21 protein-coding genes and 1 tRNA gene are annotated in these 26,440 nt (G+C 61.9%); 12 read left to right on the top strand and 10 right to left on the bottom strand.

Annotation, left to right across the window (positions count from 1 at the left end; all coding sequences use genetic code 11):
• The 6 genes from VVD49_RS07930 to VVD49_RS07905 form a co-directional block, all read right to left on the bottom strand.
• Positions 1 to 504 (bottom strand): SDR family NAD(P)-dependent oxidoreductase (locus tag VVD49_RS07930; RefSeq protein WP_327598599.1); only part of this gene is annotated, 504 nt, incomplete at its 3' end.
• 131 nt (positions 505 to 635) lie between these two features.
• Positions 636 to 1,481 carry a 16S rRNA (adenine(1518)-N(6)/adenine(1519)-N(6))-dimethyltransferase RsmA gene (gene rsmA, locus VVD49_RS07925; protein ID WP_327598598.1) on the bottom strand — a complete coding sequence of 282 codons (846 nt, stop codon included), beginning with the start codon at positions 1,479 to 1,481 and terminating at the stop codon, positions 636 to 638.
• Between the two features lies 1 nt (position 1,482).
• Positions 1,483 to 2,382 carry a patatin-like phospholipase family protein gene (locus VVD49_RS07920; RefSeq protein ID WP_327598597.1) on the bottom strand — a complete coding sequence of 300 codons (900 nt, stop codon included), beginning with the start codon at positions 2,380 to 2,382 and terminating at the stop codon, positions 1,483 to 1,485.
• On the bottom strand, positions 2,379 to 3,398 hold the full coding sequence (gene pdxA, locus VVD49_RS07915; protein ID WP_327598596.1) for a 4-hydroxythreonine-4-phosphate dehydrogenase PdxA: 1,020 nt from the start codon (positions 3,396 to 3,398) through the stop codon (positions 2,379 to 2,381). Before pdxA ends, VVD49_RS07920 begins: the two co-directional genes overlap by 4 nt.
• A 52-nt stretch (positions 3,399 to 3,450) precedes the next feature.
• Positions 3,451 to 4,725, bottom strand: a complete 1,275-nt coding sequence (locus tag VVD49_RS07910; protein WP_327598595.1) for a peptidylprolyl isomerase — start codon at positions 4,723 to 4,725, stop codon at positions 3,451 to 3,453.
• Between the two features lie 82 nt (positions 4,726 to 4,807).
• Positions 4,808 to 7,231, bottom strand: a complete 2,424-nt coding sequence (locus VVD49_RS07905) for an LPS-assembly protein LptD (RefSeq protein ID WP_327598594.1) — start codon at positions 7,229 to 7,231, stop codon at positions 4,808 to 4,810.
• 228 nt (positions 7,232 to 7,459) lie between these two features.
• Between VVD49_RS07905 and VVD49_RS07900 the strand changes: the two genes are divergently transcribed.
• Both VVD49_RS07900 and VVD49_RS07895 read left to right on the top strand, forming a co-directional pair.
• Entirely contained in the window at positions 7,460 to 8,476 is a 1,017-nt protein-coding gene (locus VVD49_RS07900; RefSeq protein ID WP_327598593.1) for an aminoglycoside phosphotransferase family protein, read from the top strand.
• 170 nt (positions 8,477 to 8,646) lie between these two features.
• Positions 8,647 to 9,849 (top strand): ammonium transporter, encoded by a 1,203-nt coding sequence (locus VVD49_RS07895; protein ID WP_327598592.1) that lies wholly within the window; start codon positions 8,647 to 8,649, stop codon positions 9,847 to 9,849.
• 58 nt (positions 9,850 to 9,907) lie between these two features.
• On the opposite strand, the gene VVD49_RS07890 is transcribed toward VVD49_RS07895, so the two are convergent.
• A complete protein-coding gene (locus tag VVD49_RS07890) occupies positions 9,908 to 10,705 on the bottom strand; it encodes a DsbC family protein (protein WP_327598591.1) in 798 nt (265 codons plus the stop codon).
• A 61-nt stretch (positions 10,706 to 10,766) separates the two neighbouring features.
• Entirely contained in the window at positions 10,767 to 11,936 is a 1,170-nt protein-coding gene (locus VVD49_RS07885) for a UbiH/UbiF family hydroxylase (RefSeq protein WP_327598590.1), read from the bottom strand.
• A 246-nt stretch (positions 11,937 to 12,182) separates the two neighbouring features.
• On the opposite strand from VVD49_RS07885, the gene VVD49_RS07880 reads away from it, so the two are divergent.
• Positions 12,183 to 13,184 carry a collagen-binding domain-containing protein gene (locus tag VVD49_RS07880; RefSeq protein WP_327598589.1) on the top strand — a complete coding sequence of 334 codons (1,002 nt, stop codon included), beginning with the start codon at positions 12,183 to 12,185 and terminating at the stop codon, positions 13,182 to 13,184.
• Between the two features lie 61 nt (positions 13,185 to 13,245).
• Here VVD49_RS07880 and VVD49_RS07875 read toward each other — a convergent pair.
• Positions 13,246 to 13,322 (bottom strand) — tRNA-Met (locus VVD49_RS07875).
• A 192-nt stretch (positions 13,323 to 13,514) separates the two neighbouring features.
• Between VVD49_RS07875 and VVD49_RS07870 the strand changes: the two genes are divergently transcribed.
• The 9 genes from VVD49_RS07870 (at position 13,515) to dacB (ending at position 24,942) form a co-directional block, all read left to right on the top strand.
• A complete protein-coding gene (locus VVD49_RS07870; protein WP_327598588.1) occupies positions 13,515 to 13,832 on the top strand; it encodes a hypothetical protein in 318 nt (105 codons plus the stop codon).
• A gap of 67 nt (positions 13,833 to 13,899) precedes the next feature.
• Positions 13,900 to 15,270 carry a tRNA (N6-isopentenyl adenosine(37)-C2)-methylthiotransferase MiaB gene (gene miaB, locus VVD49_RS07865; protein ID WP_327598587.1) on the top strand — a complete coding sequence of 457 codons (1,371 nt, stop codon included), beginning with the start codon at positions 13,900 to 13,902 and terminating at the stop codon, positions 15,268 to 15,270.
• Entirely contained in the window at positions 15,260 to 18,070 is a 2,811-nt protein-coding gene (locus VVD49_RS07860; RefSeq protein WP_327598586.1) for a zinc-dependent metalloprotease, read from the top strand. The genes miaB and VVD49_RS07860 overlap by 11 nt, the downstream gene beginning before the upstream one ends.
• 169 nt (positions 18,071 to 18,239) lie before the next feature.
• Complete coding sequence (locus tag VVD49_RS07855) at positions 18,240 to 19,190, top strand: PhoH family protein (protein ID WP_327598585.1); 951 nt, start codon at positions 18,240 to 18,242, stop codon at positions 19,188 to 19,190.
• 59 nt (positions 19,191 to 19,249) lie between these two features.
• Positions 19,250 to 19,966 (top strand): N-acetylmuramate alpha-1-phosphate uridylyltransferase MurU, encoded by a 717-nt coding sequence (gene murU, locus VVD49_RS07850; protein WP_327598955.1) that lies wholly within the window; start codon positions 19,250 to 19,252, stop codon positions 19,964 to 19,966.
• A 26-nt stretch (positions 19,967 to 19,992) separates the two neighbouring features.
• Positions 19,993 to 21,333: an aminopeptidase P N-terminal domain-containing protein gene (locus VVD49_RS07845; protein ID WP_327598584.1), complete on the top strand. Its 1,341-nt coding sequence runs from the start codon at positions 19,993 to 19,995 to the stop codon at positions 21,331 to 21,333.
• Positions 21,330 to 22,493, top strand: coding sequence for an FAD-dependent monooxygenase (locus VVD49_RS07840; protein ID WP_327598583.1), 1,164 nt, complete (start codon positions 21,330 to 21,332; stop codon positions 22,491 to 22,493). The genes VVD49_RS07845 and VVD49_RS07840 overlap by 4 nt, the downstream gene beginning before the upstream one ends.
• Before the next feature lie 92 nt (positions 22,494 to 22,585).
• Positions 22,586 to 23,455: a LysR family transcriptional regulator gene (locus VVD49_RS07835; protein ID WP_327598582.1), complete on the top strand. Its 870-nt coding sequence runs from the start codon at positions 22,586 to 22,588 to the stop codon at positions 23,453 to 23,455.
• Entirely contained in the window at positions 23,452 to 24,942 is a 1,491-nt protein-coding gene (gene dacB, locus VVD49_RS07830; RefSeq protein ID WP_327598581.1) for a D-alanyl-D-alanine carboxypeptidase/D-alanyl-D-alanine endopeptidase, read from the top strand. Before VVD49_RS07835 ends, dacB begins: the two co-directional genes overlap by 4 nt.
• 11 nt (positions 24,943 to 24,953) lie before the next feature.
• Here dacB and ubiD read toward each other — a convergent pair whose 3' ends face one another.
• A complete protein-coding gene (gene ubiD / locus VVD49_RS07825; RefSeq protein WP_327598580.1) occupies positions 24,954 to 26,438 on the bottom strand; it encodes a 4-hydroxy-3-polyprenylbenzoate decarboxylase in 1,485 nt (494 codons plus the stop codon).
• Positions 26,439 to 26,440 lie beyond the last annotated feature (2 nt).

Below are 26,440 nucleotides of genomic sequence, written 5' to 3'. Positions count from 1 at the left end.
ATCCGCAGCAGCCAGATCGCTGAGGACATATTCCATCATCCACTTCGTGCGGCCATACGGATTGGTTGGTCCCGTCGGAAAATCTTCGCGGATCGGCACGCTCGCCGGGTCCCCATAAACCGTGGCCGACGAACTGAACACCAGGGACTTGACCCCGGCGGCGGACATCACGTCAGCCAGAGCCACCGTGCCCGCAATATTGTTGGCGTAATACCGCAGCGGTTGCGCCACGGACTCACCGACGGCCTTCAGTGCCGCGAAGTGGATGACCGCGTCGATCCGGTGCGCCTTGAATACCTCGGTAAGCGCAGCGCGATCGCACACATCGATTTCGTGAAATGCCGCGAGCTTGCGCCCCGCAATTTCTTCAACCCGACGCAGGGAGTCGACTTTGCTATTGCACAGATTGTCTACGACAACCACGTCGTAGCCGGCTGCAAGCAGTTCGACGCACGTATGACTTCCGATATAGCCGGCACCGCCGGTTACGAGAATACAAGGCATGAAGATGGAGCTCCTGAACTAAGCCGCGAGTTTAACGTGGTGGCGTTTCCCGTCTGTGACGCATTCCCCATCAGGGCAATAACGGCCACCGGCCCCTCTGTCCCGACGCGCCACTGCTGCGGCGCAGCAATTTACGCGCCCAAGTCGCGATCTCCACTGCTTCCCGCTCTCGCGTGGATGTAGTCCGCGATGTGAACAAAGTCTGCGACCGCGAGCCGCTCCCCTCGCTCCTGCGGATTCATGCCGAGCGCATCGAAATCCTCCAGCTCCAGCCAGGGGCGCAAAGTGTTGCGCAAGGTCTTGCGCCGCTGTCCAAAAGCTGCCGTCACGATCTTGCCCATCAGCTCGGGATTCTTGCACCCAAGCGCCTCAGCCGGCAGCGGGCGCATATAGACGATGGCCGAAGTAACTTTGGGGGGCGGATTGAATGCAGTACCGGGCACGTCAAACAGGCTGGCCATGGCGAAACGGTATTGCAACATCACGGAAAGACGGCCATAGGCTTCCTCGCCCGGCTTGGCAACCATGCGATCCACAACCTCTTTCTGCAACATGAAAGTCATGTCGCGCACCCTGTCCGCGTAATCGGCCAAGTGGAACAGCAAAGGCGTGGAGATGTTGTAAGGCAGGTTCCCCACCACACGCAGCGGCGCAGGCAGGCTGGAAAAATCGAACTCCAGTGCATCACCCTCGTGCACTGTCACTTGCTCGGGCGCATACGTTTGGTGCAGCCGGGCGATCAGGTCGCGATCAATTTCGACAACGTGCAGTTTGCCGCAAGCAGCGAGCAGGGGCACGGTCAGGGCGCCCAGACCCGGGCCAATTTCAACAATGAACTCCCCTGGCTTGGGGGATATCGCAGTGACGATCTGCCCGATGATGTCCTGATCAACCAGGAAGTTCTGACCGAAGCGCTTGCGGGCCGTGTGGCCCTGATGTCTTTGCGGCGTGCGATGCCCGGAGTGTCCTTGTGCCATATCAACGCCCTCCTGCCGCAGCAAGCTTTTCACGCACGCGCGGGATAGCCGCAAAACCTACTCGCTCCCCTTGCAAGATGGCTTCGTTGCGCTGCTGGAAATTGGTTGCCGCAACCCCGAGCAGATCCGGCCGGATGACGATATCGGCATCGCCGAGGTCGCGCGCCCCGATGGAGTGTCCCATGACGGCAATGGTATCGAGCAACAGATCGATTCCCCCCTGGTTCTTCTTGCCTGAAGGCTTGGCCGAAATATCTACCGCAATCACGATATCTGCCCCCAGTTGCCGCGCGGCCTTGACGGGAATCGGACTCGTCAGCCCGCCATCCACGTATTCACGCCCACGAATGACAACAGGCGCAAACACGCCCGGAATGGCAGCCGACGCGCGCACCGCAGTACCGGTGTTGCCCGAAGTGAATACGGCCGTCTCGCCCGCGGCGAGATCCGTCGCCACAGCTGCAAAGCGTCGCTTGAGTTGCTCGATCGGCCGGTTGCTCACCTGCTGGTTGATGAAACGCTCGAGAGCCTCGCCCTTGAGAAAGCCCCGATCGAAAACCGACCAGTCAGTCAATGCGCTCTCCTCAAGCTGGATCGCCATTTTCTGCAATTCGAAAACATCGAAACCCGCTGCATACAGACTGCCGACAACCGCCCCGACACTGGTACCGACCACGATATCCGGCGCGAGACCGCTCGTCTCGAGCGCTTTGATGACGCCGATGTGAGCGAACCCACGCGCTGCGCCGCCTCCCAGGGCCAGCCCCAGTTTGGGCTTCGGTTTCGGCGTAGCGACCACCGGACCGACTGTTTCAGCGACGACGGGTTTTGACGAAAACGAGGAGCAAGCCTGCAGCGCCGCCGCAAGCGGCAGCAAACCAACAAAATTTCTTCTGTTCATGAATGAGCTTCTTGTGTGGCCAACATGGCCAGCGCGCAGTCCATGGCAGCGAACAGGCTGCCGGGATCGGCGCGACCCGTACCCGCCAGATCCAGCGCAGTACCGTGATCGACGGAGGTTCGGATGATGGGCAAGCCCAGGGTGACATTGATGCCACCGCCAAACGTTGCAAACTTCAAGGTTGCCAGGCCTTGATCGTGGTACATCGCCAGCACCGCATCACCACGCGCAAGTTGGTGCGGCACGAAGAGCGTATCGGCGGGCAGCGGCCCGATGAGTTGCATGCCCTCCTCACGCAGACGGGCAAGGACCGGCTCGATCACATCGATCTCTTCGCGCCCCATGTGCCCGCCCTCGCCTGCATGCGGATTGAGCCCCGCCACCAGGATGCGCGGCACGGCAAAACCGAATTTGTCACGCAAATCGGCATGCAGGATGCGCAGCGTCTCTTCCAGCAAGGCTGGCGTGACTGCAGCAGGAACGGCCGATAGAGGCAAATGCGTCGTCGCCAATGCCACGCGCATCCAGCTCGCTGGCGTGCCATGGCTTCCCCCGTACTCGCCAGCCAGCATCATCACGACACGGGGCGTCGCCGTGTGCTCCGCGAGGTACTCGGTATGCCCAGAAAATGGAATGCCCGCATCATTGATGATGCTTTTCTGCACGGGGGCCGTGACCATGGCGGCAAACTCGCCCTTGCTGCAGCCCGTGATCGCCGCATCCAGTGTCTGCAAGACATACGCAGCATTGCGCGCATCCAGCACGCCTGGCAGCGAGGGTGTCGCGAGAGGGACATGCAGCACTTCCAGCGTCCCCGGCAAGACCGGGTTGTTCACCGCGTAAGGGCGCAACCCCAAGTGCAGGCCCGTCAGCGCAGCACGGCTGGCCAGCAACTCGGCGTCACCAATCAGCACGATCCTCGCTGGCCACTGCTTACCGGCCAACATCCCGCACAACTCGGGCCCGATCCCGGCTGGTTCGCCACTGGTAACCGCGATGACGGGAGGAGAACTCATGACGAGCAATTGACGACGGTTAAACACATGACGCGCGCCTGCAGCTCAGGCATCACTTCTCGTCATAGCGCATTTCGACGAAAGCTTCGTCGCGCAACTGACGCAACCAGACTTCGTTCGCCTCTTCAGACTTGCGCTCGCGCAGGGCCTGGCGGGCCTCAAGACGACGACGCTCACCGCTGACGTCGACGCTACGGCGCTCGAGCACCTGGATCAAATGCCAGCCGTAGGGTGTCTGCACCGGTTCGCTTATCTCACCGTCCTTGAGCTGGCTCATGGTGCGTTCAAAATCCGGCACGGTGTCACCCGGCGACAGCCAGCCGAGATCCCCCCCACGCACGGCAGTGGCATCGCTCGAATTGGTACGGGCCATGTCCTCGAATTTCACGCCGTTCAGAATGCGCTGACGCAAATCGTTGAGACGGCGTTTCGCGTCAGCATCATTCAGCACATCACTGGCGCGCAGCAGAATGTGACGAGCGTGCACCTGCTCGACCTTGAGCTCTCGCGTCTGCTTGCCATCGTGCACATCATTCAACTTGAAGATGTGCAGGCCTGCCGGACTACGCAAGACCGTACTCACCTGCCCAGGCGTCATCTTCACGATCTCGCTGGAGAAAATCGTTGGCAACCCTTGCAATGGCCGCCACTCCAGATTGCCGCCCTGCATGGCGTCCTTCGCGTCAGAGAAAGCGGCAGCGAGTTTGGCAAAATCATCACCCTGGCGCACCAGACGCACGACCTCATTCGCGCGCGCGGTCAGCCGCGTCCATGCGTCGGGCGTTGCGCCCTCGGGCGCACGCAGGAAAATGTGCGACACCAGATATTCCTTGTTGCCGGCTTGCGACTCCGGCGCGGCCAGCGCTGCATCAACCTCGGCATCACTGACCTGGACACGGCTATCTACCTCACGCTCTCGCAGACGACTGATCAGGATTTCGTTGCGGATGTCTTCGCGAAAGGTCGTCCACTGTACGCCTTCGTTTTTCTCGACCAGCTCCCGAAAACGTGACAAAGGCATATTGTTCTGTTCGGCAATGCGCTGCAGCGCACGCTCCAGCGTCATCTCGTCGACGCGCAACCCGCTACTGCGCGCGCGTTGCAGCTGCAAGCGTTCAAGAATCATGCGATCAAGTACCTGGCGCTCAGCCTGCGTACGCGGCGGCAAAGCTGTTCCCTGCTGGCGCAATTGCTGCATGAAACGATCGGTACGCGCCGTCAGCTCAGACAGCGTGATGACTTCGTCATTGGTGACCGCAACGATACGGTCCAACGTCGCAGCGAAAGCTGCTGGCGTCGCCAGCATTGCGCATGCAACGAGTGCCATTGCCAAACCAGAACGCCAGGCGCCCGGCCAAACCTTCACACATACATTCACGTTCACTTGCTCCAGGATATTTGCGCGACGCCTATTCAGCGCTGCCGGTGCCGAACACCGGGTCACCTACGCCATTGTCATTGATCTTGCTGTAGCCGCCGATGCTGCGCTTGAGCAGCTGCACCGGATTGGAACCGATGGAGGCCAGCCCATTGAATTCGAGTTGCAGGAACACCGAGTTGTTCCGCGATTGCTTGCTTGTCGTGCTGCCAGGGTCATCCGTCTTGGTCGTCAGCAAGGTTTGCCAGACCATGCGCAACACCCAGCAGTCGGCCTTGTACTCCAACCCGGCCAACGCTTCGCTCAGCTGATGATCTTTCAGGTTGCGGTTATAGCGCCCAACGCCGTACCAGCCGCCGTAGATCGGCCACTGCGTAGCAAAATCGATATCACGAGTCCCGCATGCCGCATTGAGAGGGTCAGAGCACGAGGTGCGCTGATAGCGATAGCTGGCCGTCACGACCTTTGCCGACTGTGGCTGGTAGCGCACGGCCAGCACGCCACGCTCGGTACGATGGTCTCGCGGATTGTACTGATACAGGGTATCGACCCATGAATTCGTGGTCACGCGCCCCGACACCTGCCCCAACCAGTCCGCGATACGCCCCTCACGCGGCGTTTCGCCAGGCAGATAGACCTTTTGATCACTGAAATAGAACCGCTGCCCCAGCGCCAGGCGGATGTACTCGGCGCCAGTCCTGTCTGCGATAAAACGCGACGTGACTGCTGAGGTCAGTTGGTTCGCATCCGAGATACGGTCACTGCCTGAATACAGATTCTCGGAGAAGAGCTGCGCAAAATTGAAGTCGGCACGCGCCGTATCGAATACCGGGAACTGGCTCTGGTCACGCGACGCAGCCCGGACGTAGTAGAAACGCGGCTCCAGCGTCTGCGTATAGTCCTCGCCACCAAACTTCACGCCGCGCTCGAAATTCAAGCCCGTATCAATCGACCCGATAGGGACCGCACGGCTCAGCTGCTCTGGCCCCGTTGTCGTACGCCGCGACAGATCGTATTGCGAAAGGTGCACGCCTATCTTCGGCGTGAAGAAACCGTAAGTAATCTGCACAGGATATGCGAGCTGCGGATACCCCACCGTGCGCTGACCCTCATCCTTCGTCGGATGCTCAAAATGGGTGTAGTCCATCGGCATACGCACCGAAACACCTTTGACGTCGGGCACATTCAGCGCCGCGGTCAGCTGTGGCTGGCGCGAGTATGGAGTGTCTCCCGTAAGGGTCTGGTAGCGCTGTACGTTCACACCCATGGGCAACCAGGCGATGCCGCCGTAATTCAACTGCACCTGTTGATTGAGATTACCCTGTGACGTGCTCGAAATGCGTGAGCTCAGGTCCGCGAAGTAATTCCGGTCAGAAACCTGCGAGAAGTCGACGTTCCCGGTCAGGCCACCACCAAAGTCCTGGAAGTTCTGCGTCGAGAACAAGCCGCGCTGCGTGTTTGTAACCTGATCGTTCGCAAGATACTCGCCACTCATCTTGCCGTAGCCGGTCGGCGTCAGATAGCGGAACTCTCCACCAAGCTGCAGGCCCCGCCGCCCCATCCAGCGTGGCGCGATGGTGGCGTCATAATTGGGCGCCAGATTGATGTAATACGGCAGGGTCAGGTCAAGCCCGGTATTCGTGGTGCTGCCGAAGGTTGCGGGCAGAAGACCGGACTGACGCGAGCCATTGAGCGGGAAATCCATCCACGGCACATAGCCGATCGGTACGTTCTTGAAGTACAGGACGCTGTTCGTACCTTCACCACGCTCGCGGTCGTAGTCCAGATCGAGATCGCGGACGCGCAGATACCAATCCGGGTCCGAGGCCTCACAGGTCGTGTAACTCGCGTTACGCAGGTGGTACTGGTTTTCGCCCAGCATCTCGAGAACGTCGGCCTTTCCTGCGGCGACCACGGGCTTCGGCGCAACCGACTGCTGATAGGGCGTACCGGGCGTCACACCCTTTACCGGGACGACACGCTGGAAACGGTAGTCCGGGCTTTCGAACTCCCCGACCTTGGTGTCCAGATTCATCCTGGCGCGCGGCCCCTCCACCGAGTCCTGGCCCCGTAACATGCGGACATTGCCTTCGGCATTGGCCTCATTGAGCGCCTGATCAAAGCGCAAACGATCACTGAAAATCGTCATGTCGCCACGACGCAAACGCACCTTTCCGCCAGCACTGACCTCGAGTGCAGTGCGGCCGTCCACCGTATCTGCGTCAATGAAAATGTCGTCCGGACGCGCGCTGCCCGTCGTCCCGGAGGGGGCGGCCACAGGGCCCAGCTGCGCAAACATCAGAAGATGCGGGCGCACCACGAATGCGTCTCCATCGGCAGCAACGGCAAGCCCGGAGAAGCAGGCCAGCACGGCCAGGCCAAGATGACTGATGCGAGGCGGTACATCGCGTACAGCATGGCGCGGAGTGTTCTTGTCTGATCGGAGTCCGGGCATGTAATACGTGCTTTAGGGCGGGTCGTTGAAAGTGAGCGCGCTTTGGGGCCCGCGCAAGATGCCTGCAGAAGTGCGTACATGCCCCGGCACGACACGCGTCGGACAGGCGCAGCACGGGAAGCACCCAAGGCATTTGTTAAGATTCCGGGATTCTACATGAAGCCTCTCGTCTCTCAGACTCGCCTCAACCCTCTCTGCACACACCCTGCAGACATCCCGGAGTAGCCCTTGAATTCCCTGCCCGCCTCTTCACGCCTCGACCAGCTGCACAGCTGGCTCAGCGCCCAGTTGTCACGCCGCAGCTACGATCTGACTCCGGCATCTGCCGACGCCAGCTTCCGCCGCTACTTCCGTGTGCGCCTGCATGACGACAACAGCACACGCATTGTCATGGATGCGCCACCGGCGCATGAAGACTGCCGCCCCTTCCTGCACGTGGCCGAAGTATTCGCTGCGGCAGGCGCGCACGTCCCTGAAGTCTTTGCCCAGGATCTGCAACAAGGCTTACTGCTGTTGTCCGACCTGGGTGACACCACCTACCTGACAGCCCTCAATGGAGACAACGCAGACGCGCTTTACGCCGATGCATTGGGGGCACTGGCCTGCATCCAGGGCGCAAGTCGCCCCGGCGTGTTGCCGGAGTACGACCGCGAACGCCTGCTGCGCGAGATGGAGCTATTCCCGGTCTGGTATATCGGCCGCCACAAGAACGCCACCTTGAGCGAAGCCGAAACGGCGAGCCTTTACGAAGTCTTCGACCAGATCCTCGCAATCAATCTCGCGGAACCCAAGGTTTTCGTGCATCGCGACTTCCACTCCCGCAACCTGATGTTGTGCAGCCCCAATCCCGGCGTGATCGACTTCCAGGATGCCGTCTATGGCCCGATGACCTACGACCTCGCCTCGCTGTTCAAGGATGCCTACATCGAGTGGGAGGAAGAACGCACCATTGACTGGCTGGTGCGCTACTGGGAAACAGCACGCGACATCGGCCTGCCGGTGCGTGCTGATTTTGCAGACTTCCATCGCGACTATGAATTCATGGGTGCTCAGCGCCATATCAAGGTCCTCGGCATCTTTGCGCGCCTGTACCACCGCGATGGCAAGGAGGGCTACCTGAAGGACATTCCCCTCGTCTTCAAGTATCTGCTCAAGACCTGCCAGCGCTACCGCGAGTTGCATCCCCTCGCCCGCCTGCTAGACAAGCTGGAACCAGGCACAACACAAGTGGGCTACACCTTCTGATAGCACCAAATGCGTGCAAACAACTCAACGCGCCGCACCTCGCGTGAGCACAAAGGCGCGCCAGACTGGAGCACGAAAACACAAGCAATTGTTTTTAAAAGAATCCAAGTTGGTGCAAAACAGGTGCGTTTTGTGCTTCTTGCTCCGCCGTTGTGCAAACGGAGAAAGTAATGGAGCAAGTCAAAACAACAGCTGACGTCCTGTTCATCCTGCTGGGCGCCGTCATGGTGCTCGCCATGCATGCCGGATTCGCCTTTCTGGAACTGGGTACGGTCCGCAAGAAAAATCAGGTCAATGCGCTGGTGAAGATTCTCGTGGACTTCAGCGTATCGGCGCTGGCCTATTTCTTTGTCGGTTACGGCGTCGCTTATGGCGTGCATTTCGTCACCGACGCCAGCACCCTGGCGCAGAACAGCGGCTACGAACTGGTGAAGTTCTTCTTCCTGCTGACCTTTGCAGCTGCCATTCCGGCCATCGTCTCGGGCGGCATTGCCGAGCGTGCACGCTTTGCACCGCAAATGGCTGCTACGGCCATGCTGGTCGGTCTGGTCTATCCCTTTTTCGAGGGCATCGCCTGGCACGACAACCTGGGCATCCAGGCCTGGCTGGCTAGCAACTTCGGCGCAAAGTTTCACGACTTTGCCGGCAGCGTCGTTGTGCATGCCGTAGGCGGCTGGGTCGCGCTAGCGGCAGTACTGCTGCTTGGCGCGCGGCGCGGGCGCTATAACCGTGATGGCGGCCTGTCGGCGCATCCGCCTTCGAACATCCCATTCCTGGCCCTCGGCGCCTGGATCCTCATCGTTGGCTGGTTCGGCTTCAATGTCATGAGTGCGCAAAGGCTGGAGGCCATCACCGGCCTGGTCGCCTTGAACTCGCTCATGGCCATGGTTGGCGGCACGCTTGCGGCCCTCATTGCCGGCCGCAATGACCCGGGCTTCGTGCACAACGGCCCGCTCGCCGGACTCGTCGCCGTCTGTGCGGGCTCTGACGTCATGCACCCTCTCGGCGCGCTCGCAACCGGCGCCATTGCCGGAGCGCTGTTCGTGCGCCTGTTTACGCTGACCCAGAACCGCTGGAAGATCGATGACGTGCTCGGCGTATGGCCGCTACACGGCCTGTGTGGTGCCTGGGGCGGTATCGCAGCGGGCATTTTCGGCAGCCACGCCTTGGGAGGTCTCGGCGGCGTCAGCCTGATCAGTCAGCTGATCGGCACATTGGGCGGCATCTTCATCGCGCTGCTGGGTGGCGGCCTGATTTACGGCGTACTGCGCAGCACGGTTGGCATCCGCCTGTCTGCCGAAGAAGAATTCGAAGGCGCCGATCTGACAGTCCACAAAGTGAGTGCGACTGCCGAATACGAAACGCACTGGTAGCTTGCAGCAATAAAAAAGGGGCGCCGTGGCGCCCCTTTTTTATGTGCATTGATGTCTTTTACTTCTTCGCGCCCGCAGTTGCGTCATTGATGGCCTTGTCGAGTTCGGCAAGCGCAACATAACCCCCCAGGCGATTGCCATCGATCAGGAACATGGTCGGTGTGCCGCTTACGCGAAGCTTGTGCGCCAACTCGGCATTCTTGGCGATCGGATTCTCGCAGGAGCCAGAACCCGTGGGTGCCTTGCCCTCCACCATCCAGTCATTCCACGCTTTGGCGCGATCCTGCGCGCACCAGATGGCTTTCGACTTGTCTGCCGAGTCCGCGGCAAGAATCGGGATCATGAATGTATAGATCGTCGTGTCTTTGAGATTCACGACGTCTTTCGCCAGCTTCTTGCAGTAGCCGCAATTCGGGTCTTCGAAGGTCACCAGGACCCGCTTGCCATTGCCACGAACCTGCTTGACCGCGTTGGCCAGCGGCAAGTCGGAGAAGTCGATGCGCTGCAGCTCATTCACACGCGCGGCCGTCACGTTCTTCTTGGCCTTGATGTCGATGAGCGAACCGGAGATCAGGAAGGTGCCCGTCGGATCGACATAGACGATATCGCCATTGGAGAGTACCGCCTCGTAGAAACCGCCATAGCTGGTCTTGCGTACGCTATCAATGGCGCCCGGCTCCGTCACCACCTGCTCAACCACCTTGCGCATGTCTGCTTCCGCCGCGCTTTCATTCTTGGCAGCCTTGGCTGCAGGCTTCTGCGCCTTGGCCGCCGGCTCGCTCGCGTCTACAACTGCCAGCGACAGGGCCGCGACACACACACCTGCGAGCATCGCCCGCCACGTTTTCTTGCTCAAGTCAGTCTCCTGGTTATTCCACTTGCTGCGATGGTTGTTGCATTGTTCAGCGCTGCGTTTTTCAAATCAGGCCCGCAGCGTAGCGTGTCATCACGCCCCGTACAAAGGGCATTTTCCCGGTCATGCTCATTCCTGCATTGCGCAACCAGGCAAGTGGCGCCGCCTGCACGGCAAACAACTCGTGCAAGCCATGCGTCACCCCTTGCAGCAGCGCAACCTCTTCTGCGCGAGCCCGGCGGTATTTCTTCAGCACCGCCGCGTCACCACAATCGCGGAACGACGGCAATGCCAGCAATACATCGGCCAGTGCCGCGGCATCCTGGAAGCCCAGGTTAATGCCATGTCCCGACAGCGGGTGAATGGCATGCGCTGCATCGCCAATCAGCGCCAAACGCGACATCACCGTTTCTTTAACGCGCATCAGGCGCAAAGGAAACGCCGCTGCCGGCGCCAATAACTGCAAGGCACCCAACTCGTGGCTGCCAGCCGCTGCCACACGCTCGGCCAACGATTGCGCATCCAGCGCAAGCAGCGCATCTGCATGTTGCGAAGGGGTTGACCAGACAATCGAGAAATTGTTTCCGGGCAGTGGCAACCAGGCCAGCACACCATCCTCGCGGAACCATTGAAAAGCAGTGCCATCGTGCGGGCGCTCGCATGCAAAATTCGCAACAACGGCTTTGTCCGGGTACGGGTCAGACTGCGCGGCGATGCCTGCCTGCTCGCGTACCCAGGAGTTGGCCCCGTCCGCACCGATCACCAGCTTCGCGCTCAGCACGCGACCATCGGCCAAGGTCAGGCGCGCGGCATCCGCATCGATACTCAAGGCAGCTGGCATCGCCGGACTCACCACCGTGATGTTCGACTGGCGACTGGCGGTTTGCCACAGCTCCACGGCAAGTCGACTGCCTTCGACGATCCACGCCAAGGCATCGAGACCAGACTCGTATGCCGAGAAAGTCAGCGCCCCTCCCGCGTCACCAGCAATCGCCATGCGCTCGATGCGCTGCACCCGCTCCGGCGGCAAGTGATCCCAGGCGCCACAGCGCCGCAGGAAGTCGATGCACGCAGGCGCAATGGCATAGACGCGTGTATCCCAGCCCTCGCCGAGCCGTGGCGCAGTACGGTCGAGCAAGGCCACGCGATACCGACTACCGCGCAATGCGCAGGCGAGACTGGCGCCAGCGAGGCCCCCGCCCACGATCAGAACATCAAAATCTTCGTTTTTCATCGCTGCATTTCAAGTGAGCCCCGATTCTGCAGCAAGCCCGGCACAAGGTCACGATGCGTTGCACTGGCAGTCATTCGCCACTGTCAAAGTTTCTTACACTATCGAAACCGCAGAAACGATAAGTTCATCCAATCTTTTACGTATCATGGACTTACAAAAAACGGTTCAGTCCTTGCTCTAGCCGACACCAGGGCGGTACCGCAGAACGCGCGCCCAACAAGAATTCATGATTTCCGAAAGCCATAGATGTTCAAGCTGAGCCCTTCGCTGCACCTGACCACACGCATTCTCCACCGCACAGCTTTCGCCCTGACCCTCATCGTCGCTGCAAGCAGCGCGCAGGCCTCAAGCGCTTACAACCTCGGTGTCGCAGGCAATTTCAGCGCCTTCGTATTCGGCGACATGACCGTGACCGGCTCGACCGATGCCGAGCACTCCGTCGCGGTGCAGGGCAACTTCAAGGCCAGCACCTGGACTGCAGCCCAAGGCGGCGCCACCTACTCCACAGGCGGCAAGGACTGGGCGGTAGTCGTCGGCGGCAATATCAACTGGAGCGACGGGTCGGCCAAAAGTGGCGGCACCTACGTTGGCGGCACATTGACCGTCAGCGGCGCAAACAACCCCACGCTGGGCGCCGTGCAACAGGGCGGTGCCTCACCAGTGGATTTTGCTGCGGCGAAAAGCCAGCTGACGGCCGAGTCCGCGCGTCTGATGAACATGACAGCCACGGGCACTACGCTTTACGGCACGCAGAAAAGCGGCGGCTGGACGAATGGCATCTATCTGCAAGGCAGCAACAAGAGCGTCGAATACTTCACCCTCGACAGCAGCAAGCTCGCGGCAGGCAATACCTTCCAGCAGCTGAGTCTGGATAGCGGCTTCGCGGCAGGTTCGACCATCGTCATCAATATTGTCGGCACCGCGACCGAAATTGCGCTGGCCAATCTGAACAGCCTGCTCGGCTTCAGCGGCCACGAAACCCTGCTTAACTTCGCCAGCAACATCAGCAAGATCACGCTCGGCAGCCTTAACGCCGATGCATCGGTACTGGCCCTCAATGCCAGCGTGGTCGCCAATGGCGGCAACATCAATGGCAGCGTAATCGCCAAGTCCTACACCGGCAGCGCGCAGCTCAATGGCGGACACGCCTCGTCCTCTGCCAGCAGCGTGCCGGAACCTGGGTCGCTGGCACTCGTCGCCCTGGGCCTCGTCGGGCTGGCCACACATCGCCTGCGCAAGCGCGCCTGACGCTGAAAGCCAGGCCAGAATGCAAAACGGCCCTCATCGCTGAGGGCCGTTTTCTTTTAACTGGTGGTGATGGGCGGAGTCGAACCGCCGACCTATGGGTTATGAATCCATCGCTCTAACCATCTGAGCTACATCACCTGAAACGTCGGGTCAAAAACCCGAGCCCGCAATTCTAATTGCCATGGTGCATCGCGGTCAAGGCTTGAAAACGTATTTCTCTCGGCAAATTCCATGCAATTCATGGGCTTGACAGGCCTTTGATTGACTTCGCCGGAGCGATGTCCGACCATTGCCGACCGCCTGTTGACGGGCGTTTTGTGTGAGGCCGAGATGAAAAGAACGATTCGTGCGGTTTGTGCAGGACTGGCGCTGGCAGGCGCAGCTACGCTGGGTGCTCAGGCATTTGCGCAGCAACCCGGCCAACCGATTCCCGCTGAGGCCAAGAAAGCCACCCTCGCATTTTCCAGCGACGGGCAGGTAGGGCTCAACGGCAAACTCAGCAGCCTCGCCGTTGCAGCACAGATCCGCGATGCCAACACCAACCTCATCGTGTTACCGCAAGCCTTGCGCGGCAACTATCAGGCGCGTGTCATCCTCGACAACAACGGCGCCATTTATCGCGCCTGGGTCATCCCCGACAACAAGTAAGACTGTCACGGCGGCGCCCCCCGTGGCAGGCAGCACCCGCAGCACCTTTTCCTCCGGCATTTGAAACATGAAGAAGCTTTACATCCGTACCTTTGGCTGTCAGATGAACGAGTACGACTCGGACAAGATGGTCGACATCCTTGGCGCCAACGAAGAGCTGGTCAAGACCGACACCCCCGAGGACGCCGACGTCATCCTGTTCAACACCTGCTCGGTTCGCGAGAAGGCGCAGGAAAAGGTCTTCCATGACCTGGGGCGCGTCAAACACCTCAAGCAAGCCAATCCGGATCTGATCATCGGCGTCGGCGGTTGTGTCGCTTCGCAGGAAGGTGCGGCCATCGTATCGCGCGCACCTTATGTCGATGTCGTATTCGGCCCGCAAACCCTGCACCGCCTGCCGGCACTGATCGACAAGCGCCGCACAAGCGGCCGTTCGCAGGTCGACATCAGCTTCCCCGAGATCGAGAAGTTCGACAACATGCCGCCGGCACGCGTTGAAGGCGCGACGGCCTTTGTCTCCATCATGGAAGGCTGCTCGAAGTACTGCAGCTTTTGCGTCGTGCCCTACACACGCGGCGAAGAAGTATCGCGCCCGCTCGACGACATCCTCACGGAAATTGCGGGCCTGGCCGCGCAGAACGTCCGTGAGGTAACCCTGCTCGGCCAGAACGTGAATGCCTGGCGCGCACCGATTGCGCGTGGCGAACATGCTGCCGGCACGGAAATTTACGATTTCGCCTTCCTGCTCGAATGCGTGCATGACATTCCCGACATCGAACGCATCCGCTACACGACTTCGCACCCGCGCGAGATGTCGGCCCGCATCGTAGAGGCCTATGCCAAGTTACCCAAGCTGGTGTCGAACCTGCATCTGCCGGTACAGGCGGGTTCTGATCGTGTTCTGGCAGCGATGAAACGCGGCTACACCACGTTGGAGTACAAGGCGCTGATCCGAAAGCTGCGCGTGGCGCGCCCGGACCTGACCGTCTCATCGGACTTCATCGTCGGCTTCCCGGGCGAAACGGAAGCGGACTTCGAAGCGACGATGAAACTGATCGAGGACGTCGGGTTCGACAACTCCTACAGCTTCATCTACAGCGCACGTCCGGGCACGCCTGCCGCCGATCTGGTCGATGACACGCCACAAGCACTCAAGCTCGAACGTCTAGCACGCCTGCAGAAGCGCATTGACGAACAGGCTACGGTCATCAGCGAGTCCATGGTCGGTTCGCAACAACGCGTCCTGGTAGAAGGACCATCGAAGAAGAACCCTGAGGAACTGGCAGGGCGTACCGATAACAATCGTGTGGTGAACTTTGTGGGTGATTTGCACACCAACCCGCAGAGGACCTCGCGCCTCATCGGCAGCTTTGTTAACGTAAAGATTACCGCAGTGATGTCGCACTCACTGCGCGGAGAACTTGTTCTTGCAGACTGATTCCGCTCGCACCTCCTCCTCTCGCTGCGGCTTTTCTCTAGCCCGCCTGGCGCCAGGCCTCATCAGCGCAGTCCTCGTCGCCTGTACTGCCGCTACGGTCGTCACACCCGCAACACCGCCCACCTCCCCTCTGAACGCCGCGCCGCCGCGGCCCGCGGCTCTCTCCAGCGCCCCCGTTGCGGCCCCCCTGTCAGCGTCGGCACCTGTGGCCCAGCCGGGAGCACCTGCACAGGCCGCCAGTGGCAGCGCATCGAGTTTTGCCAGCAATCCGAATCTGCGTCCGTTCAACGACGTCATCAAAGACTTCAAGAAGACCGAGGGCTTCCTGACCCTGTGGCAGAAGGATGATCGCTACTTCGTCGAGCTCCGCGAATCCGACCTCAATCGCCCGTTCTACTTCGCCATCCACCGCACACAAGGCCTCGGGGAGAAACGCCTGTTCTCCGGTGAGATGCTCGGCGCCAACATCGGCTTCTTCCGCCGCGCGTCTGGCGATCGCGTGCAATGGGTCGAGCGCAACACGACCTACTTCGCCGACGGCAACAAGCCGATGGAGCGCAACATCTCCCAGGCCTTTCCGGACAGCCTGCTGGGCGTTGCGCCCATCGTCAGCCAGCCACACGCGGGCACCAAGGCCATCCTGATCGACATCACGGCCATCGTCCTCAGTGACATTCCTGCAGGCGGCAGCTCACTGGAAGCCGCCTACCGCCTTGGCTACGGTTTCGATCGTGCCAATAGCCAGATCGTCCACGCTCGCAGCACGCCTGAGGAAACCAGCTTCGAGGTTCAGCTGCACTATGGCGTTGCGCGCATCCCGCAATTGCAACCGAATCAACCTGCATTCGCGCTGCCGCGCAATGTGCCTGACGCACGCAGCGTGCAGATGCGCTTCCATTACAGCTTCTCGGCTTTGCCAGAGCCGATGGCACCGCGCCTCGCCGACCCACGCGTGGGCTACTTCTTCGAGACACGCTGGGATTTCCGCAGCGATACAGCCCCCAGCCCGCGCACCCACTACATCAAGCGCTGGCGGCTGGAAAAGAAAGATGAATCAGCCGAGCTTTCCGAGCCCAAGCAACCCATCGTCTATTGGATCGACAGCAACGTACCCGAGCGTTATCGCGATGCGGTACGCGAAGGCATCCTGATGTGGAACGCTGCTTTCGAGCGCATCGGCTACAAGAACGCCATCGTCGTCAAACAACAAAGCGACACCGACGACTTCGACACCGCTGACCGGCACCACGCCTCGGTGCGCTGGTTCATCGGCACCGATACCGTGCTGGCCGTCGGGCCGTCCAACGCCGACCCGCGCAGCGGAGAGATTCTCGATGCCGACATCATCGTGGCCGACAACTGGACGCGCACGTCACGCCGCGAAATCACGCGCGACCTGCCTGCCGCAAACGCCTTGCTGATGCCGCATCAGCATGCCCGGACCGGCAAACAGGACGAGCAATGCGACTTCGGCGAAGAAGCGGCAGCCTACATGCAGGACACCCTGGATACGCTGATCGCACGTGGCGACATCGCACCCGACAGCCCGGAGGCAGACGCCTACGTGAAGGACACCATCCGCATCACCGTCGCGCACGAAATCGGCCATACGCTGGGCCTGTCGCATAACTTCCTCGCGACGCGCGCCTACACGCCCGCACAACTGCGTGACGCGAACTTCGTCGCCAACAACGGCATCTCCGCGTCGGTGATGGACTACGTACCGCCCAATATCAATCTGCGCGGCGAGAAGCCGGCCGACTACCTGCAGAAGGTGCTCGGGCCGTATGACATCTGGGCAATCGAATACGGCTACAAATCCATTCCCGCTGACAACGAGGCGCACGAGCTCAAGCAGATCGCGCAACGCGGCCAGAGCAATCCCCTGCTGGCATACGGAAATGACATCGACGCCGGCGGTGAAGGCCAGAATGCCGGCATCGACCCCGACACCAACCGTTTCGATCTCGGTTCAGACACCCGCAACTGGTTCCTGCGTCGCCTGCAGTTTGCGCAGGAAGGCTGGGACGCGATGGCCAAGCGCCCCCCCATCGACGACCCCTACTATGGACAGGCGCGCCTGTCGGTCGACCGCAGCATCTCGCTGCTGACCAATAGCGCGCAGACCCTCGCCAAGAAGATCGGCGGCATCCGCATCATTCGCCAGACAAGTGCTTCGGCTCGCTCTACCTTCCTGCCCATCCCCGAGGCCGAGCAGCGGGAAGCGCTCAACACGCTGACCCACAGCCTGTTCTCGCCGGAGAGCTTCCGCATCGATCCGGCCCTGCTGCAACGCCTGCCGCTTGACCACCTCGATCGTTTTGACGGCACCTACAGCGGCTCGACAGCGCAGGAGCCGAATCTGCAACTGGTCAGTCGCGTGCTTGGCACACAGGTCAGCGTGCTCGACCAACTGCTATCGGACCGCACCACCATCCGCCTGCTCGAATCGGAGATGCTGCGCACGCGCAGCAACGGCTCGCTGCCCTTGTCAGAGCTGCTGGCCACGCTGCAGACCTCCATATGGCAGGAACTCGATGGCAGCCGTGACATTCCCCTGCTCCGCCGCAATCTGCAGCGTGCCTGGCTGACGCGCACCAGCGCCATCATCACCGGCGTACGCCCCACTGCGCCAGACGTGCGCAGCCTCGCCCGCAGCGATGCTCAAAGCCTGCGTGGCAAGTTGCAGCATGCCCTGCAACACAAGGGGTATTCTGCGGAAACGCGTGCTCACCTCGAAGACAGCCTGACAGTGCTCAACGAGTCACTCGCCGCCAGGATGATCCGCTCGCCGACCTGATCGGCCCTGCAGCTTGCTCAAGGGCTGTCCCGCGAGGCGGTCAGCGGACTCTGGTGCTCAGGTGTAAGTACGGAGCCGGAATGCATGGAAATGCATGAGGAATCCCGCCAGCGCATGTCCCGCGATCGCGGCCTCGCAGTAAGATCATGAATAACTTGCGCACCGACACATGAAGCCCCCTATTGAACTCACGCTTGCGCCGCTGGACAACCAGCGCCTCGCCAATCTTTGCGGCGCGCTGGACGAGAACATCCGCCAGATCGAAGCAGCTTTCGATATCGCCATCGCCCGGCGTGGCGAGCACTTCAAGCTACGCGGCGACACCGCCCAGGCACAACGAGCGGCACAAGCACTGCGCCGCTTCTACGAACAGGCCAGCGAGCCGCTGGAGGTCGCCAAGATCCAGCTCGGCCTGATCGAGCAGAGCAATCTCGACCGCAACGTCCAGCCGGTCACGGGCCTGCTGACGCGCAAGGGCGATCTGCATGGCCGCACGCCGCGTCAGGTCGAATACATCCGCAACGTCCAGTCGCACGACATCACCTTCGGCATTGGTCCCGCCGGCACCGGCAAGACCTATCTCGCCGTGGCTTGCGCCGTGGATGCGTTCGAACGTCAGCAGGTCGAGCGCATCATCCTCACCCGCCCCGCCGTCGAAGCCGGCGAGCGCCTCGGCTTCCTGCCCGGCGATCTGTCGCAGAAAGTCGATCCCTACCTGCGTCCGCTCTATGACGCCCTGTATGAGTTGATGGGCTTCGACCGCGTCGCGAAACTGTTCGAGCGCCAATGCATCGAGATCGCGCCATTGGCTTTCATGCGGGGCCGCACCCTCAGCAATGCCTTCATCATTCTCGACGAAGCGCAGAACACCACGCCGGAACAGATGAAGATGTTCCTCACACGCGTCGGCATCGGCTCGCGTTCCGTCGTCACCGGCGACCTGACGCAGATCGACCTGCCGCGCGGCCACAAGAGCGGCCTGCTCGAGGCGGTGCGCATTCTCGGTGATGTGCGCGGCATTGCCTTCACGCGCTTCCTGAAAGAAGACGTGGTGCGTCATCCGCTGGTTGCGCGTATTGTCGAGGCTTACGAAAAAGCCTCGGCCCACGACGCCGACTGATCCGATCGACGTCCTCCCGGAACATCGCGAAGCATGAAAGTCCTGACCTCATGAAAGCCATGATCCTCGCCGCAGGTCGCGGCGAACGCATGCGCCCACTCACCGACCACGCGCCCAAACCCCTTCTGCCGGTCGGCGGCAAACCCCTCATCGTCTGGCATATCGAACGCCTGGCAGCGGCGGGCTTCAACGAGATCGTCATCAACCATGCGCATCTCGGCCACATGCTGGAAGAGACGCTCGGCAACGGCCGCATGTGGAATATCAACCTCCGCTATTCGCCCGAAGGCGAAGCGCTGGAGACCGCAGGCGGTATTGCCAAGGCCTTGCCCCTGCTCGGTCCAGCCCCCTTCCTCGTGGTCAATGGCGACGTCTGGTGTGACATCGATTTCGAGCGCTTCGTGGCGCGCGGCATCGTCGGCATTACCCAGGGGGCGCACGTGCATGTCGCATTGGTGAGCAACCCCGCCCATCACCCGGCAGGTGATTTCAATTTCCTGCCGCCACAGCCGCCATCCAGCATTGGCCAGCTCAGCGCCGAACCTGGTGGTACCCGCCTGACCTTCTCCGGCATCGGCGTGTATCGTGCAGAGTTCTTCAACGGCATCACGCCCGGTGAAAAAGCCCGGCTTGCGCCCCTGCTGCAGACCGCAATTACCGGCAAACATGTGACCGGCGAGCATTTCAACGGCCGCTGGATTGACGTCGGCACACCCGAGCGCCTTGCCGAGCTGGATACGCAACTGAAAGCCATGACGGCATTGCAGCCACGCTGAATTCATCAGACTCAAAAGAGCCCACCATGCCAGCCCCTACCGCCAGCACCCTTGCCGCCATCAGCGCCCGCCGCGCCCGTCTTGCCGAACGCATTGCTGCCGCGGGCGGTGGTGTCGCCATCGTGCCGACCGCGCCGGAGCGCCCGCGTAATCGCGATACCGAATACGCCTATCGCTTCGACAGCTACTTCCACTATCTAACAGGCTTTACCGAACCGCAAAGCCTGCTGGTGATGATCATTCCTGCCGGCGCAGCGAGCGCCGCACGCAGTGTGCTGTTCTGCCGCGAGAAGAACGAAGAGCGCGAGATCTGGGATGGCTTCCGCTATGGCCCCGCCGCCGCGCGTGAGGTCTTCGGTTTCGACGAAGCCTTCGCCATCGATGTACTGGGCAGCAAGCTGCCCGAACTGATCGGTAACCAGCCGGCGCTGTGGTACGCCCTCGGCTACGACGCCGGGCACGACGCACGCATTTTCGACGCCCTCAATGGCGTACGTGCCCAAGGCCGCGCCGGCGTCACCGCCCCTGCCGACATCCGCGATGTGCGCACCCTGCTCGACGAAATGCGCCTGATCAAGGACGCCGTCGAAATCGAACGCATGCGCGCCGCCGCCGTCATCAGCGGTCGCGCCCACGAACGCGCCATGCGTACCACCCGGCCGGGCTCTTTCGAATATGAAATCGAAGCCGAGCTGCTGCACGAATTCCGCCGCTCGGGCAGCCAGTCTGTCGCCTACAACTCCATCGTCGCAGGCGGTGCCAATGCCTGCGTACTGCATTACGTCAGCAACGATACGCAGTTGAAGGATGGCGACCTGCTGCTCATCGACGCTGGCTGCGAACTCGACGGTTATGCCTCCGACATCACGCGCACCTTCCCGGTTAACGGACGCTTCACCGGGCCGCAGAAAGACATCTACGAACTGGTGCTAGCCTCGCAGTACGCCGCGCTGGAACACGCCCGCCCCGGCCAGCCCTACAACGCCACGCATGACGCCGCGGTGAAGGTGCTGGCGCAAGGCATGATTGATCTCGGCCTGCTGGAAGGCAGCCTCGACGGCGCGCTCGAATCCGGCAGCTATCGCCGCTTCTACATGCACCGCACTGGCCACTGGCTGGGTCTCGACGTGCATGACGCCGGCGAGTACAAACTCAAAGGCGAATGGCGTCCGCTCGAAGCCGGCATGGTCATCACCATCGAACCCGGCTGCTATGTGCGGCCCGGCGAGGGCGTGCCGGAAGCCTTCTGGAACATTGGCGTGCGCATCGAAGACGATGTGCTCATCACGCCCGCTGGCCACGACATCCTCACCATAGCCACGCCCAAGACGGTGAGCGAGATCGAAGCGCTCATGCCCGGTCGATGAACGCCGCTGACGACAAGGCGATCCTCATCGTCGGCGCCGGGCCCATCGGGCTCGCTGCCGCGCTGCGTCTATCCGCCCAAGGGAATGCGGTGCGCATATTCGATGCGCGCCCGGCCGACCCCGTGCGCCGCGACACGCGCGTCCTCGCCCTGTCGCACGGCAGTCGCCAGTTGCTCGAGACACTGGGCGCCTGGCCTGCGGGTGCGGCGACTCCTATCGAGACCATCCACGTCTCGCAACGTGGCGCGCTCGGCCGTACCGAACTACGTCATGCCGAATACGGCCTGCCCGCGCTGGGCTACGTGCTGCCTGCCAGCGCCCTGCTGACGACGCTGAGCGAACGTCTGGCCGCGCAGAACCTGCACATCGAATTCGATGCGCATGTCGACAGCTTCAGCGCTACGCCCGATCACATCACGCTCGGCCTGCGCAGTGCCAGCGGTGAAACACGCAAGGTCAGTGGCAGCCTCGCCGTGTGCTGCGAAGGCGGTATCCAGGATAGCGACGAAGACCACAAGCTTGTATCGCGCGACTACGATCAGCACGCCTTGCTGTTGCGCGCGACGCCGGTCGGCGGCCATCACAACCTCGCCCGCGAACGCTTTACGCCGGACGGCCCGATCGCCCTGCTGCCACTCGGCCGCGACTACGCCGTGGTGTGGACCGTCGATCCGGCACAGCTGGCTGCGCTGAAAGCCCTCGACGATGCGAGCCTCCTGACACGTCTGCACGCCGCCTTCGGCGGCACAGTGCGTCTCGCAGATGTACGCGAGCGCAGCAGCTACCCACTGAGCATGCGCCTGCGCCGTAACACGGTCGGCGAGCGCACCGTATGGCTCGGCAATGCCGCACAGACCCTGCACCCGGTCGCAGGGCAAGGCTTCAACCTGGGCTTGCGCGACGTGTGGGAGCTTGCCGAAACCCTGCGTGGTGCAGCGGATGCCGGCTCAGCCGACGTACTTTCCCGCCACGCCCGCCGCCGCCGCGCAGACCGTTGGGGTACGGCCGGCTTCACCGACAGCCTCGTGCGCCTCTTCTCCAACGACAACACCCTGCTCGGCCACGCGCGCGGCGCCGGCCTGTTGGCGCTCGATATGCTGCCCCCCCTGCGCCACTTCGTCGCCAAGCGCATGATCTTCGGCGCCCGCGCCTGGCCTTGAGATGCGGAGAGAAGTTGTGAGCGAGGCGTGAGGAGTAAACTGACCGCCATAGCCCGTATCCAGCCCCTCACTCATAACGCCTCACTCCTCACATGAATCTGCACCTCCTGCGCATGTTCGCCACCGTCGTCGAGAACCAGAGTTTCTCGCGTGCTGCGGAGGCGCTTGAAGTCAGCCAGCCCGCCGTCTCCAAGGCCGTGCGCGAGCTCGAATCCCAACTCGATGTAGTGCTGCTGGATCGTGGCGGACGCCAGTTCCAGCTCTCCGAGCCCGGCAAGGTCTTGTATGCCTATGCGAAGGACATCTTCGCGCTGGAGCATGCGGCTGTCGATGCGGTGCAGGCTTTCTATGCGATGGATCGCGGCACTCTGGTCATCGGCGCCAGCACGACGATTGCTGCTTACTGGTTGCCCCCGCTGGTGGCTGCTTTCGTGCGGGATCACTCCGGCGTCACCGTGCGCGTGCAGTCCGGCAATACGCAGGCGGTCGCGCAATGGTTGCTCGACACCGAAGTCGACGTTGCACTCGTGGAAGGGCCGGTTGATGACGAGCGCCTCGAGCAACGCCCGTGGCGCGAGGAGCGCATGGTCATCGTGGCGCCACGCGATAGCCAGCAGGGCAGCAAGCCTCTCGACGCAGCCAAGCTCAACCACCGCACCTGGATCCTGCGTGAGCAAGGCTCTGGCAGCCGCGAAGTGGTCGAGCGAGAGCTATCCCGATTGGGTATTTCCGTCGGCCGCGTGCAGGAAGTCGGCAGCAATGAAGCCATCGTACAGAGCGTCGTCGCCGGCCTCGGGCTGGGCATGGTGCCGCGCATCTGCGCCGAGGACCAGATTGCGCTCGGCAAGGTTGCCGAACTCAAGCTCGCCAGTGGAGAGCTGACGCGCGAGCTTTACCGCCTGCGCCTGCCACGCCGCCCCATCAGTCAGGCTGCACTGGCGTTCGAGGCGCTGATCGCATGATGCGCTGCGCACTGGACCGCGTTGCCCGTGCAAGCAGCGTGCTCGCACTATGCTGTGTCAGCCTGGGCGCTCAGGCGGCACTGCCGGATGCTGTCGCCGCAGCCCTGAAGACCGCAGGCATTCCCGCCAGTCACGTCGCCCTGTGGATGGCGCCCGCCAGTGGCGGCGCACCGACGCTGCAACACAACATTACGGACGCGTTCAACCCGGCCTCCGTCATGAAGCTTGTGACCAGCAGCGCCGCGCTCGAAGTGCTGGGCCCAAGCTTCACGTGGAGCACCGATGCCTTCGTGCAGGGCGAGCTGCGCGATGGCGTACTCAACGGCAATCTCGTGCTGCGCGGCGGAGGCGACCCGGCCCTGACCTGGGATCGCTTCGGCAACTTCCTGCGTGAGTTGCGCAGCCGTGGCCTGCGCGATATCCGCGGTGATCTGGTAATCGACCGCAGCCTGTTCGCGCCGACGGGTAACGAGGATTTCGATGACGAACCGACACGCGCCTACAACGCCGGCCCTGATGCCCTGCTGGTCAACTTCAAGGCCATCAGCATACGGCTGACCCCCACGGCCATCGGCGCATCACTGCAAGCCGTCAACCTCGTGCCGATGACGCTTGGCATCGACAACAAGCTGATTGCCACGACGGGGCCCTGCCCGAACTGGCGCGGCAGCATCCGCAGCGAAGTCGTCACTCTGGGCGACAGTCAGAGACTGCGACTGAGCGGCAGCATGCCCGCAAGTTGTGGCGAGAAAGTCCTCAACCTTGCCATGCATGATGGCTTGCGCTTGGCCGGCAACATCTTCCGCGCACTGTGGGCCGAGATGGGAGGCAGCCTGAACGGTACCGTGCGCGAAGGAAATGCGCCTTCCGACCTCGCACCATTCGCCAGCTGGCGCTCGCCCGCGCTGACCGAAGTGCTGCGCGACATGAACAAGTATTCGAACAACGTGATGGCGCGCCACGTGCTGCTCACACTGGGCACGGCCACCATGCCGACAGCATCGCCCGCCATCCCCCGCCAGCCGCTCACCCCCGCACAGGGTGCGCAACGCGTGCGCGAGTGGCTGAGCCTGCGCCAGATCGACCAGGCCGGGCTGGTGCTCGAGAACGGCTCGGGGCTGTCGCGACGGGAACGCATCAGCGCGGCAAGTCTCGGCAACATGCTGCAGATGATGTGGCTCAGCCCGCGCATGCCCGACCTTGTCGCCTCGCTGCCCATCGCCGGAGAGGACGGCACGGCACGCCGGCGCTTTGGCGCGCAAGCGGTATCAGGACGTGCCTACCTGAAAACCGGCTCGCTCAACGATGTCATGAGCACGGCAGGCTTTGTGCAGGACGTGGCCGGGCAGTGGCAGGTGTTCGTGCTGATGATCAACGACCCGCGTGCGGAGATGGCCGAGGCCGCGACGATTGCCGCTGTGGGTTTTGCGCAGCAGGGCGAAATGCGCCCGGTGCTGGCAAAAGGCAAAGCTGACGGGAAGAACTAACTCCCCTCAGACTATTCCAGGCCGAGCGAGGCCCACATCTCGTCAACGCGCGTCTTGACGGACTCATCCATGACAATGGCCGTACCCCACTCGCGCTGCGTCTCGCCCGGCCATTTGTTGGTGGCGTCGATGCCCATCTTGCTACCCAGCCCGGCGACCGGCGAAGCGAAATCGAGATAGTCGATCGGCGTGTTGTCGGCCAGGGTCGTGTCGCGCGTCGCGTCGACACGCGTCGTCAGCGCCCAGATGACTTCCTTCCAGTCACGCACGTCAATGTCATCGTCCACGACGATGATGAACTTGGTGTACATGAACTGGCGCAGGAAGCTCCAGATACCGAACATGACGCGCTTGGCGTGGCCCGGGTAGGCCTTCTTCATGCTCACCACGGCGATGCGGTATGAGCAACCTTCCGGCGGAAGGTAGAAGTCGCGGATCTCCGGAAACTGCTTCTGCAGCAGCGGCACGAACACTTCATTGAGCGCGAGGCCCAGCATTGCGGGCTCGTCCGGCGGCTTGCCGGTGTAGGTGCTGTGATAGATCGGATCACGGCGCATGGTGATGCGCTCGATGGTGAACACGGGAAACTCGGCCTGCTCGTTGTAGTAGCCGGTGTGGTCGCCATAAGGGCCTTCCAGCGCCATCTCGCCGGGATGGATCACGCCTTCGAGCACGATTTCGGCCGAAGCGGGCACCTGCAGGTCGGAGCCGATACAGGTCACGAGCTCGGTCTTCGATCCGCGCAGGAGGCCGGCAAACTGATATTCCGAAAGACTATCCGGCACCGGCGTCACCGCACCTAGAATCGTTGCAGGGTCGCAACCGAGTACGACAGCAACCGGGAAGGGCTGGCCCGGATGCGCTTGTTGATAATCGCGGAAATCCAGCGCACCGCCGCGATGAGCGAGCCAGCGCATGATGACCTTGTTCTTGCCCAAGACTTGCTGACGATAAATACCAAGGTTCTGACGCGTTTTCTCGGGGCCGCGCGTGACGACCAGACCCCAGGTGATCAACGGCGCCACATCGCCCGGCCAGCAATGCTGGATGGGCAAGCGTGCGAGATCGACCTCGTCGCCCTCCCACACTACCTCTTGGCAAGGGCCGCTGCGCAGCTCCTTCGGCGACATGTTCATCACCTGCTTGAGAACGGGCCATTTCTCCCAGGCGTCCTTTAAACCCTTGGGCGGCTCAGGCTCCTTGAGGAAGGCCAGCAGCTTGCCAACTTCACGCAGGGCTGTCTGCCAGTCACCCTCCTCGCCCATGCCATATGCGACACGCTGCGGCGTACCGAAGAGATTGGCCAGAACGGGCATGCTGTGCGCCACGCCCTGCGTATGCGGCCTCTCGAACAACAAGGCCGGGCCACCCGCGCGCAATACGCGGTCGGCGATCTCGGTCATTTCCAGATGCGTATCGACCGGCACGCTGATGCGTTTGAGTTCGCCGCGCGCTTCCAGTTGCGCGATGAATTCGCGCAGATCACGACTTTTCATGA

The organism is Uliginosibacterium silvisoli (assembly GCF_036017035.1).
Lineage (GTDB): Bacteria > Pseudomonadota > Gammaproteobacteria > Burkholderiales > Rhodocyclaceae > Viridibacterium > Viridibacterium silvisoli.
Note: the sequence above shows the minus strand (reverse complement) of the source record. Positions and strands in the feature narration are given on the sequence as shown.